Below are 11698 nucleotides of genomic sequence, written 5' to 3' on the forward strand. Positions count from 1 at the left end.
CAAGCGAATCGCTTGCTGAAGCACGCTCAGCCGTTACTTCTCTTGCACCAGCCAATCGAGCCGCCAGCCGCCCTCGGTCTGGCCGAGCAGCTTGGCCAGCCAGGGCAACAGTTCGCGCAGTTCCTCTTCCAGCCCCCACGGCGGATTGCTGATCGCGAGACCAGAGCCGTTCAATCGCAGCGCCTCGTCGGTAGGATGGACGAACAGCTCAGCGCGCAGCAGCTTCGGCGCACCACTGCGTGACAGGTCCTGATAGAACCGCTTGAGCTGACGCTCATCCTTGATCGGGTACCAGATCACGCCGATTGTCTGGCGCATGCGGCCCAATGCCTCTTCGAGCGCCTGGACGCAGCGGCTCAGCTCATCAGCTTTTTCGAACGGCGGATCGATCAGGAGCACAACACGTTTCTCGGCCGTCGGCATCAGAGCCCGGGGCACGTGCCAGCCTTCGCCAAGGTGCACGGCGACGCGACGGTCGCCGGCCATGTTGTCCTTCAGTAGGCGGCCATCCTCGGGGTGCTTTTCGTTGAGGTGCAGCCGGTCCTGCGGGCGGGTCAGGCGTCGTGCCAACTCCGGCGAGCCAGGGTAGTAGCGCAGTTCGCCATCGCGGTTGAGTGCGCGGACCGTCTCGAGGTAGCCCGCCACCGAAGCCGGCACGTCATCGGCCTGCCACAGGCGCGCGATGCCTTGCAGCCATTCGCCGGTGCGGCTGGCCTGGTCGCCAGCCAGGTCATACAGACCGACGCCGGCATGGCTATCGAGGTAGGCGAGCGGCGCCTCCTTGCGTGACAACAGGGCGAACAGGCGGGACAACACGAGGTGTTTGACGACATCGGCATGGTTGCCGGCATGAAAGGCGTGGCGGTAGTTCATCGGGTACTCCTGAAGAGCGCACAGTCTAACCGTGCGGCGCCCCGATTCGCAGGGGCGCGCGGCACGCCCCGATGCCGAACCTCGACCGGCGGCTGCTACAGTGTGGGGCCCGCCCAAGCAGCCCGAGGAACCTCGATGGACATCCGCGACCTTTTCCAGATCAGCCTGCCGCTCATCCAGGCGCCCATGGCCGGTTCGCAGAACCATGAGCTCGCGGCGGCCGTCTCCAATGCCGGCGGACTGGGCTCGATTCCAGCGGGCATGCTCGATGCGAACCTGCTCGACGCCGAACTGACCGCCATGGGCGCCCTCACCCGCAAGCCCTACAACGTCAATTTCTTCTGCCATCGCACGCGCCCCGCCGACCCGGCGCGCAACCAGGCTTGGCTCGACCTGCTGGTGCCCTATCTGGCGGCGCATGGCATCGAGCCGACGAGCATCCCGGATGGCGCCACGCGCCGCCCCTTCGACGCGGCGATGGCCGAGGTGGTGGAGCGGCACCGGCCGGCGGTGGTCAGCTTTCACTTCGGGCTGCCCGACGAGGCATTGCTACAGCGCGTCAGGGCGACCGGAGCCAAGGTGCTGTCCAGCGCCACCACGCTCGAAGAAGGCCGCTGGCTGCAGGCGAAAGGCGTCGATGCGGTGATTGCGCAGGGGCTGGAGGCCGGCGGCCACCGCGGGCTGTTCCTGAGCGATGACCTCGACGGCCAGGTCGGCACCTTCGCGCTGCTACCCCAGTTGGTCGCCGCGCTGGACCTGCCCGTGATCGCGGCCGGCGGGATCGCCGATGCGCAGGGCGTCGCGGCCGCGCAAGCGCTGGGCGCTGCCGGCGTGCAGATTGGCACGGCTTACCTGCTGTGCGACGAGAGCCGCGCCAGCCCCCTGCACCGCCAGGCACTGCAGAGCCCTGGCGTCGAGCAGACGGTGCTGACCACACTGTTTTCCGGTCGTCCGGCGCGCGGCATCGTCAATCGCCTGATCCGCGAACTCGGCCCCCGCCCGGCCGCGGTGCCCGCCTTCCCGCTGGCCGGCAATGCCATCGCACGCCTGCGCAGCCAGGCCGAGCCCGCCGGCGTGAACGATTTCTCGCCCCTTTGGGCCGGGCAGAACGCCAGCGGCTGTCGGGCCATTGGCGCAGCGCGCCTGACCGCTGAACTGGCTGCGGGGTGGCGACTCTGAAGATGCCCGCCAGGCGTCGGCGCCGGACTCGACTGGCGCGCCGCAGGGCGTAGACTGTGCTCACCTGCAGATGGAAGGACCGGTATGAGCCTGTTGACCAACGCACTCGTTTTTCTCGCCACCCTGGCCGGCATGGAAGTCTTCGCCTGGTGGGCACACAAGTACGTGATGCACGGCTGGGGCTGGGGTTGGCACAAGTCGCACCACGAGCCGCGCAGCGGCTGGTTCGAGAAGAACGACCTCTATGCGGTGGTGTTCGCTGGCGTGGCGATCGGGCTGATCGCCCTCGGCACGGCAGGTTATCACCCGCTGGAATGGATCGGCGCCGGGATGACGGCCTACGGCTTTCTCTATTTCGTCGCCCATGACGGGCTGGTCCATCACCGCTGGCCGCTGCGCTACGTGCCGCGCAACGGCTACCTCAAGCGGCTGTATCAGGCGCACCGTCTGCACCACGCGGTCGAAGGCAAGGAGCGCTGCGTGTCCTTCGGCTTTCTCTACGCGCCGCCGCTGCCGGTGCTCAAGCGCCAGTTGCGCGAGCTGCACGACGGGCCGCTGCGCAAGGCGAGCGCTAGCGAGGACGTCTCCAGAGATCGTCAGGACGCGGCCTGACCTGCATCCGCCGCGAGGCCAGCGCCAGCACTCCGCCCCCCAGCAGGAACTGCAGCTTCTGCCCTTTGCTCGTCGACACCCGCGCATCCCAGGCCGCCGCGCCGCGCGCTTTCACCTCGACGCCGATCTGCCGGTAGACGCCATGGGCGGTGGCGATCGACCAGGCCGAGCGTAGCGGTAGGTCGCGCAAGCCCTGAGACGCCGACTGATAATAGGGCTCGGCCAGATCCACCAGGCGCGCCGCCAGCGTCGCCAACGCGGCACGATGCTGAGGCAGCGCGACCTCGGCCTCTGGAATACCCACCTCCGCCAGCCACTCGGCCGGCAGGTAGACGCGGCCGATCTGCGCATCCTCGACGATATCGCGGGCAATGTTGGTCAGCTGAAAGGCCAAGCCCAGATCACAGGCGCGATCCAGCGTCGGCTCCGCCTCGGCGCCCATCACCCGCGCCATCATCAGGCCCACCACGCCGGCAACGCGGTAGCAGTACAGCAGGGTGTCGTCGAGGGTCTGGTAGCGGTAGCCCTGCACATCCATGCGAAAACCCGCCAGATGCTCCAGCGGATGGGCCTTGGGAATCCGGTGCCGCTGGATCACCTGCTGGAAGGCGGCGAACGCCGGATCGGCCATCGGCTCGCCAGCGTAGGCGCGCTCGGTGAGGTCCACCAGCTCAGCCAGTCTCGCTTCGCCGGTGGCGCGGTCGCCTTCGACCTGACCGTGGCCCAGCGTCTGCCCGTCGATCACGTCGTCGCAATGACGGCACCAGGCGTAGAGCATCACCGCGCTCTGGCGGGTGCGCTCGTCGAACAGCTTTGCCGCGGCGGCGAAGCTCTTGGAGCCGACATTGATCGCCTGAGTGGAGTGATCGATGACCTGATCGTTCATCCGGCCTGCCCCTTCAACATGAAGTCCTCCAGCATCAGCCCGGCGGTGGCCTTGGCCGAACCGACGACGCCCGGCACGCCGGCACCCGGGTGAGTGCCGGCGCCGACGATATAGAGGTTGGGAATCACGTCGTCGCGGTTGTGCGGGCGGAACCAGGCGCTCTGGGTGAGGATCGGCTCCAGCGAAAACGCCGACCCGAGATGGGCGTTGAGCTCCTCGCGAAAATCCTGCGGCGTGAAGATCCGGTGAGTCACGAGATCGCCACGCAGCCCCGGCATGTAGTGCCGCTCCAGGTACTCGAAGATGCGGTCGCGGTACTTTGGCCCCTCCTCCGCCCAGTCGATATCCGCCGTGCCCAGGTGCGGCACCGGCGCCAGCACGTAATGGCTGGCGCAGCCTTCCGGCGCCAGCGAAGGATCGGTGACGCAGGGCGCGTGCAGGTAGAGGGAAAAGTCGTCTGCCAGCGTCTCGCGCTTGAAGATCTCGTCGATCAGCTCGCGGTAACGCGGGCCGAAGCACACCGTGTGATGCTGCAGGTGCTCATGACGGCGCTTGAGGCCGAAATGAATGACGAACAGCGACATCGAGAAACGCTTGCCGGAAAGCCGTTTGGCCTCATCGCGACCACGCTCCTCATGCCCGAGCAGCTGCTTGTAGGTGTTGACCACATCCGCGTTGGAAGCCACCGCATCGGTGTCGAAGCGGCGACCGTCACCGGTGATCACGGCCTTCGCGCGTCCAGCCTCCAGCTCGATCCGCGCGACCTCGGCGTTCAGCTCCAGCCTGCCGCCCAGATCCTCGAACAGCCGGACCATCCCCTGCACCAGCGCCCCGGTGCCGCCGCGGGGAAACCAGACACCGCCCTGGCGCTCCAGGGCATGGATCAGCGCGTAGATGGACGAGGTCTCGAACGGATTGCCGCCGACCAGCAGCGAGTGAAAGGAGAGCGCCTGGCGCAGACGGTCGTTCTCCACGAACTTGGCCACCATGCTGTACACGTTGCGCCAGGCCTGCAGCTTGGCCAGCTGCGGCGCGACGCCGATCATGCTGCGAAACGACAGGAAGGGCACGGTGCCGAGCTTGACGTAGCCCTCCTCGTACACCGCCCGCGAATAGGCGAGAAAGCGCTGATAGCCGGCGACATCCTTCGGGTTCAGGGCATGGATTTGCCGGTCCAGCTCGGCCTGATCATTGACGTAGTCGAAGCTGTAGCCGTCCTCCCAGCACAGCCGGTAGAAGGGGCTGACCGGCAGCAGCTCGACGTAGTCGGCCATGCGCTTGCCGGTGCCAGTGAAAAGCTCATCGAGCGCCGGTGGGTCTGTAATGACGGTTGGGCCGGCGTCGAAGGTGAACCCCTGATCCTGATACACATAGGCGCGTCCACCCGGCTTGTCGCGCTTCTCCAACAACGTTGTCTGGATGCCTGCGCGCTGCAAACGAATCGCCAACGCCAAGCCGCCGAAACCGGCGCCGATCACCACCGCCCGCCTGGGCGCACTGCCTGTTGCCTGGTTCATCGTGTTTCCTTGTGCAGATCGCTGGCGGCCAGCGCGCGTAGCGCTTCGCCCACCGGCACGGGAGGTTTGCCCGAGACGATGCGCAATCGGTCCCAGACGGTCAGGTCGGCTGCGTAAAAGCGCTGAATCAGCGGCTCTCGCAGGCGGTAAAAGCGCTGCATCACCGCCCAGCGACGATCCGCTGTGCCGGCCATGAACAGCATGCGATTGAGCTGGCGAAAAAAGCCGCGCCGCCGCCATTGCAGCGTTGAATAGTCGCGAACCGAGGTAAACAGACTGCCTGCATCCCAGCGATCGAGCCGTACGAGATGGTCGGCCAGGCGCACCGCATCGGGTAGCGAATAGCCCGTCGTTGGGTGAAACAAGGCCGCCGAGAGCCCGCTTTGCGGTACGCCTCTCGCCTCTTCCCAAAAACCCGCGATATCGCCAGACAGCACGATAGGCAGCACGCCTTGCTCTTCGCGCAGTACCTCGCGGATTGCCCAACCGCGGCTCTGCGCGTAGCGCACGATATTTTCACGCAGCGTATCGGGCGCCACCTGATCGCCGTCGGCGTAGTAGGTGTCCTCGATCAGCAGGCTGTCGGTACTGAGCGGCAATACGTAGATGAAGCGATAGCCGTCGTGCTGGGAGACGCTGGCATCCATGATGATGGGCGCCAGCAGGCCATGGGGCTGCTGTAGGCGCAGCTCCTGGCCAAGAAACTTCTGGAAGCCCAGCGCAAGCCGCGCGCTGCGACGCACGCCGCGCCCGTCGATCACAGCGCCCGCCGCTAGCGTCTGCCCGCTGGCCAGCCGCACGCGCCGCGGCTCCACCGCCACCACCTCGCAGCCCAGAAGAACCCGCTGACCCAACTCGTCCAGCAGATGTTGATGAAAGCGCGAGGAGAAAATGCTTGCGTAACCACTGCCCAGCTGACGCCGTAACTCGGGAAAGATCACCTCGTAACCCGGCCAACGATGCGCCACCAGCGGTGCCAGCCAGGCGTGCTGCTCGGCCATGAGGTCATGCTCATGGAACGACCAGGTGTGATTGCCGCCGAGGGTCTCGCCCTGTTCGAGGATGAGCACGCGCAGATCCGGCCGCTCCTGCCGTAGGCGAAGGGCGAGCAGACCGTTGGCCAGGCCGCCGCCAACCAGGATCAGGTCCGCGTCAGCCATGCTCGGGCCTCCGAACAGGAAGCGATTCGACGGCAAGCGCCGCCTCGATCAATTCGGCGGCACGTGGCGCACCGCCAGCCGCCCGCACTTCTGAGCCGAGGCTGCCCGCGCGCTGGGAGAACCCCGGTTCGCGCAATAACCGGCGTAGGGCCACGACGATGCGTCGTCGGCTGGCCAGCCGTGGATCCAGTTTGAGCCCGACGCCGGCATGCACCACTCGCGCCGCCACGCCGGGCTGATCGAACGCGATCGGTAGCGCCAGGCTCGGCACACCCGCCTCCAGCGCATCCAGCACGGTGTTCAGCCCCGCATGGGTAATCAGCGCATCAGCGCGAGCCAGCACGGCGCGTTGCGGCGCGAAGTCCGTGACCCACCCTGCACCGGCCTTGAGCAAGCGGCTCTCCTGCGCGCTCCCCAGCCGGCCGCAATGAGCGATGAGCAGTTGCACGTCGAGCTCTCGAGCGGCTTCGGCGATCCGCTCGAACAACGCAAAACGGTCGCCTTGTAACGTGCCCAGGGAGGCGAATACGAAGGGGCGGCCATGACTAACCGGCACATCCAATGCGGGCTCGTCGGCCAGCGACGAACGCAGCGGGCCAACGCCATGAAAGTGAGCGGGAAGTGCGGTACGCGGAAAATCGAAGCCGGGCGTGGTCTGGCTCAGTTGCAGCATCGGCGACAGGCACTGGTCCAGGCGCTGACGCGGCGGCAGGCCGAAAGCCGCGGCGTAGCGCGCGATGACCCGTGCGTGCGGCTGCATGGCACGGTCGTACACATTGCTGCTGTGCAGGTTCAGCTGCTCGCCCCAAGGGGTGGACCGATAACGCCACGGCATCACGGGCAGCGGCACCAGCGCTTCCCGGTTGACCGGCAATGCGCAGGCCACCGAGACGAAGGGCAACCCGAGGTGTTCGGCAAGCAGCCCACCTGCTGGCTCCATCTGGTCGGCCAGCAGCGCCTCGGCGCCGATGGAACGCAAGAGCGCCGGTGCGTCGCGGCAGTACATCTCGGTTGCCTCGGCCATGTCGGCGATTACCCGGCGAATCCCCCAAGGCCCTCCGGGGCGCGCGGCGCGGTTGACGATAGCCGCCAGCGAGCCCGGCGGATGCGAGCCGGCGCCCACCTGGGCAAAGCCGACCTGCGGGTGGCGCAGCGCCTGAGCGACATCCGCCTGCTGCACGAAGGTAACCCGATGGCCTCGGCCGATTAACTGCGCGGCGATGGCCTCCATTGCACGCAGATGGCTATGGAATGGCGGCGCGACAACCGCGAAATGCGTCATTGAGAAACCCTCGACCAGAGACCCACTGCGGACAGCCCGCGCATCAGAGGGCGGTCGGGTCGAAAGCCGGCAGCAGCGGCGCCTGCGCCAGCGCCACCAGGTCGGGCGAACCGGTGCAGAAACAGGCGATTCGCAGCTGCTCGATCATGATCTGGAAATGCTCGACCACCGCTTCCGGCCCGACCAGCGCCGCATCCAGCACGCCAGCCGCCTGGCCGACGAGGTCGGCACCGAGGCGGATCGCCTTGGCCACATCGATGCCATCGCGGATGCCGCCCGACGCGATCAGGTAGGCGTCCGGGCACGCGTGCCGTACGCCAGCAATCGCCTGGGCACTGGGGATTCCCCAACCGGTGAACGCTTTGGCGATCGCCCGCTGACGGGGGCTTTGCGTGCGCTCCGATTCGACCGCGGCCCAACTGGTCCCACCGGCCCCGGCGACATCGATCACCGATACGCCGGCCTGGAGCAGGCGCAGGGCGACGGCTGGCGAGATACCGGCCCCGACTTCCTTGGCGATCAGCGGCACTGGCAGGCGCAGCGCCAGCGCCTCGATTGCGGCGAGCACACCGCGCCAGTCACGATCACCACCCACCTGCACGGCCTCCTGCAAGGGATTGAGATGAATGATCAGCGCGTCGGCTTCGATCATGTCGACGGCGCGCTGCGCTTCGTCGATGCCATAGCCGGCGACCAGCTGCGCGGCGCCGAAGTTGGCTAGCAGCGGCACCGAAGGGGCGAGCTGCCGCAACTGTCGGGTCAGGCCCTGGTCCGCGCCGGTTTCCAAGGCAATGCGCTGCGAGCCGACCCCGAGCGCTATGCCCAAGGCTTCGGCGGCTTCGGCCAGGTGGCGATTGATTTGGGACGCGCGCGCTGCACCGCCAGTCATCGAGCTTATAAGCAGCGGCGCAGAGAGTGTCCGGCCGAACAACACGGCACGAATATCGACGTCCTCGAGACGCAACTCCGGCGCCGCGCAGTGCTCGAACGTCAGGGCGGCGAAGCCCGAGTCCACTGTGGAACAGGCGCGGCGCGGGTCGAGAACGATGTCCAGGTGATCATTCTTACGTTCCGCAATAGTTTCTTTGCTCATGCAGCGCCTCGTTCGATGACCTTATGTGGACGGGTGTGGTCATTAAAAGTGCCAAGACTTATACACGCTGTACAGGTATTGTCACGATATCTAATGAAAAACGATACAGGAGGTCGTCATGGCCATCGCTTTGCCGAACACGCAACACGACTTCGAGCGGACAGTCAGTGAGCTGCGTGCACAGGTCGATGAACGCCTTGGCCAGTGGCTGCCGCTTGCACCCCAACAGGATGCGATCGCTACTGCCATGCGCGACGGCACCCTGGCACCGGGCAAGCGAGTCCGCCCGCTGCTGCTCCTGTTGACCCTGAAAGACTTGCAGCCGGGCGCTCCCGCCTCGGACGCCGGGCTCGACCTGGCTTGTGCGTTGGAAATGGTTCACGCCGCCTCCCTGTTTCTCGATGACATGCCCTGCATGGACAACGCCGAGTTGCGCCGAGGTCGCCCGACCATCCACCGCCAATACGGTGAAGACGTCGCTGTGCTCGGCTCCGTCGCGCTGCTGAGCCAAGCCTTTGGCATCGCCGCCTCGGCTGGTGCCTTGCCCGCCTCGACCCGCAACCAGCTGGTTCGCCTGCTGGCTCAGGCCACCGGCGCCCAGGGCTTGGTGCGCGGCCAATATCACGACCTGCGCGAAGGCCAGCGTTCTCGTCCGTTGGAAGCCATCGCGCACACCAACCGCCTGAAGACCTGCCCGCTGTTCACCGCAGCCGTCGAATCCGCTGCTCTGATGGCCGATGCCAGCGCCAGCTGTACGCGCCACCTCACGGGGTTCGCCACTGAGCTGGGCCTCGCCTTCCAACTGCTCGACGATCTGGCTGATGGACTCAGCTCCCAGCAGAGCGGCAAGGATTCGGGCAAGGACGCGGGCAAGAGCACTGTGGTCGCGCTACTCGGACCGGAAGCGGCCCGCCAGCAGATCGAAGAGCACCTGGCACGCGGCGATCAGCATCTGGTCGAGGCGGGCATCGGCGAGGGCCACCTCGCTCAACTACTCGATTTCTTCGCGACACGGGCACGCTGAGGCCCCGCCGAGCAAGCTGCAGAAAGCGCGACTGTGCCGCTCCATCACCCGAATGTATGGTGCTAGGCAGTCCGCTTGACGCGTCCTTAGACTCGAGCGCATGTACACGGAGGATTTTCCATGCCCGAGACTTTGCTCTGCCCGCGCAACCTGGCCTTCGAACTCTACGAAGTGCTCGATGCCGAGTCGTTGACCCAACGAGAGCGCTTCGCCGACCACAGCCGCGAAACATTTGACGCCGCGCTCGACACGGCACGCAGCATCGCCGCGGAATTGTTCGCTCCGCACAACCGCAAGGCCGACGAAAACGAGCCTGAATATCGGGACGGCGAAGCATTGTTGATCCCTGAAGTGAAGCCCGCCGTCGACGCGTTCATCGAAGCCGGCTTCCACAACGCCTCGCGCGGTTTCGACGAAGGCGGCATGCAGCTACCGAACCTGCTATCCCGGGCGTGCTTTGCGCATTTCCAGGCGGCCAACATCGGCACCTCGTCTTACCCGATGCTGTCGATGGGCGCCGCGCATCTGATCGAGGTGTTCGGCAGCGATGAGCAGAAACAGCGCTTTCTGCAGCCGATGATCGAAGGCCGCTTCTTCGGCACCATGGCGCTGACCGAACCGCATGCGGGCTCGTCCCTGTCGGACCTGCGCACCCGTGCCGAGCCGGCCGGCGACGGCAGCTACCGGCTGAAGGGCAACAAGATATTCATCTCCGGCGGCGACCACGGGCTGTCGGAAAACATCGTGCACATGGTGCTGGCCAAGCTGCCGGACGCACCGCCCGGCGTGAAAGGCATCAGCCTGTTCATCGTGCCCAAGTTCCTGGTCAACGACGACGGCAGTATCGGCAAGCGCAATGACGTGGTGCTTGCCGGTCTGTTCCATAAGATGGGCTGGCGCGGCACAACCAGCACGGCGCTGAATTTCGGCGATCACGGCGAATGCGTCGGTTACCTCGTCGGCGAGCCCCACAAAGGCCTGTCGTACATGTTTCAGATGATGAACGACGCGCGGATCGGCGTGGGTATGGGCGCCATCATGCTCGGCTACGCCGGCTACCTGTATTCGCTCGATTATGCCCGCGAACGTCCGCAGGGCCGCCTGCCGGACGGCAAGGACCCGACCTCGGCACAGGTGCCGATCATCGAGCACACCGATGTACGGCGCATGCTGCTGACGCAAAAGGCCTATGTCGAAGGCGCGTTCGATCTGGGGCTGTACGCAGCCCGCCTGGTCGACGAAGAGCAGACGGCGACAACCGAAGAGGCGCGCAAGACGGCACACGAGCTGCTCGACCTGCTCACCCCCATCGTCAAGTCCTGGCCGTCTGAGTTCTGTCTCAAGGCCAACGAGCTAGCCATTCAAATTCTCGGCGGCCACGGCTATACCCGCGAATACCCGGTGGAACAGTACTACCGCGACAATCGCCTGAACCCAATCCACGAGGGCACCCACGGCATTCAGTCGCTGGACCTGCTCGGCCGCAAGCTGATGCAGAACGGCGGCGCCGCGCTGCGCCAACTGCTTGGCCTGATTCAAGGCACGTGCGGGCGCGCTCGGGAGTTCGGCTCGCTCGACGCGCTGCGCCAGCCGCTGGAGACACTGGTGGCGCGCCTGACCGAAGTGACCCAGGCGCTGCTTGGCGACCTCATGGCGGGCAAGGTCAACTTGGCCCTGGCCAATTCGGCGTTGTACCTGAAGGTGTTTGGCCATGCGGTGATCGGCTGGCGCTGGCTGGAACAGGCGATACATACCGAACAGGGACTGGCGAAGGGCAACGCGGCCGACGAGGACTTCTACCGAGGCAAGTTACAGGCCGCGCGCTACTTCCTGACGTGGGAAGTGCCGGGCTGCCATCACGAACTGGCGCTACTGGCCGAGCGCGACGACACCTGCCTGGCGATGCAGGCGTCGTGGTTCTGATCCCCTCCGCGCGGATCGGCTGACCGGAAGCCAGCCGATCCGACACGCCTGTCGCTGCGTCAGGCATTTTTGACAGCGCGTCAAATCAGCGGGTTAGAATCGCTGGCATGCAGCCTGCATAGACTGCCAGCTAGCACTAACCCGGAGCG

The 11698-nt window shown here is 66.1% G+C and carries 10 protein-coding genes; 4 read left to right on the forward strand and 6 right to left on the reverse strand.

Translation table 11 applies throughout. The features are described 5' to 3' along the window. Positions 1 to 33: 33 nt before the first annotated feature. On the reverse strand, positions 34 to 873 hold the full coding sequence (locus KXR72_RS16610; protein ID WP_437422201.1) for a 23S rRNA (adenine(2030)-N(6))-methyltransferase RlmJ: 840 nt from the start codon (positions 871 to 873) through the stop codon (positions 34 to 36). Positions 874 to 1008: 135 nt separating this feature from the next. Between KXR72_RS16610 and KXR72_RS16615 the strand changes: the two genes are divergently transcribed. Together KXR72_RS16615 and KXR72_RS16620 are read left to right on the forward strand one after the other, a co-directional pair. Next, a complete protein-coding gene (locus KXR72_RS16615) occupies positions 1009 to 2052 on the forward strand; it encodes an NAD(P)H-dependent flavin oxidoreductase (RefSeq protein WP_437422202.1) in 1044 nt (347 codons plus the stop codon). Positions 2053 to 2136: 84 nt separating this feature from the next. After that, positions 2137 to 2664 carry a sterol desaturase family protein gene (locus tag KXR72_RS16620; protein WP_437422203.1) on the forward strand — a complete coding sequence of 176 codons (528 nt, stop codon included), beginning with the start codon at positions 2137 to 2139 and terminating at the stop codon, positions 2662 to 2664. Here KXR72_RS16620 and KXR72_RS16625 read toward each other — a convergent pair. The 5 genes from KXR72_RS16625 to fni are packed head-to-tail and all read right to left on the reverse strand — an operon-like array spanning position 2624 to position 8602. Beyond that, positions 2624 to 3550 carry a phytoene/squalene synthase family protein gene (locus KXR72_RS16625; protein ID WP_437422204.1) on the reverse strand — a complete coding sequence of 309 codons (927 nt, stop codon included), beginning with the start codon at positions 3548 to 3550 and terminating at the stop codon, positions 2624 to 2626. The genes KXR72_RS16620 and KXR72_RS16625 overlap by 41 nt on opposite strands. Then, the gene (locus tag KXR72_RS16630) at positions 3547 to 5067 is read right to left on the reverse strand and encodes a phytoene desaturase (protein WP_437422205.1); all 1521 of its coding nucleotides are present in this window, start codon (positions 5065 to 5067) and stop codon (positions 3547 to 3549) included. Before KXR72_RS16630 ends, KXR72_RS16625 begins: the two co-directional genes overlap by 4 nt. Beyond that, entirely contained in the window at positions 5064 to 6227 is a 1164-nt protein-coding gene (gene crtY / locus KXR72_RS16635) for a lycopene beta-cyclase CrtY (protein ID WP_437422206.1), read from the reverse strand. The genes KXR72_RS16630 and crtY overlap by 4 nt, the downstream gene beginning before the upstream one ends. Further along, entirely contained in the window at positions 6220 to 7509 is a 1290-nt protein-coding gene (locus tag KXR72_RS16640) for a glycosyltransferase (RefSeq protein ID WP_437422207.1), read from the reverse strand. The genes crtY and KXR72_RS16640 overlap by 8 nt, the downstream gene beginning before the upstream one ends. A gap of 43 nt (positions 7510 to 7552) precedes the next feature. Continuing rightward, the gene (fni, locus tag KXR72_RS16645; RefSeq protein WP_437422208.1) at positions 7553 to 8602 is read right to left on the reverse strand and encodes a type 2 isopentenyl-diphosphate Delta-isomerase; all 1050 of its coding nucleotides are present in this window, start codon (positions 8600 to 8602) and stop codon (positions 7553 to 7555) included. A 118-nt stretch (positions 8603 to 8720) separates the two neighbouring features. On the opposite strand from fni, the gene KXR72_RS16650 reads away from it, so the two are divergent. Together KXR72_RS16650 and KXR72_RS16655 are read left to right on the forward strand one after the other, a co-directional pair. Then, positions 8721 to 9626 carry a polyprenyl synthetase family protein gene (locus KXR72_RS16650; protein WP_437422209.1) on the forward strand — a complete coding sequence of 302 codons (906 nt, stop codon included), beginning with the start codon at positions 8721 to 8723 and terminating at the stop codon, positions 9624 to 9626. A gap of 120 nt (positions 9627 to 9746) precedes the next feature. Next, entirely contained in the window at positions 9747 to 11549 is a 1803-nt protein-coding gene (locus KXR72_RS16655; RefSeq protein ID WP_437422210.1) for an acyl-CoA dehydrogenase, read from the forward strand. Positions 11550 to 11698 lie beyond the last annotated feature (149 nt).

Source organism: Stutzerimonas chloritidismutans (assembly GCF_051486945.1).
Lineage (GTDB): Bacteria > Pseudomonadota > Gammaproteobacteria > Pseudomonadales > Pseudomonadaceae > Stutzerimonas > Stutzerimonas chloritidismutans_B.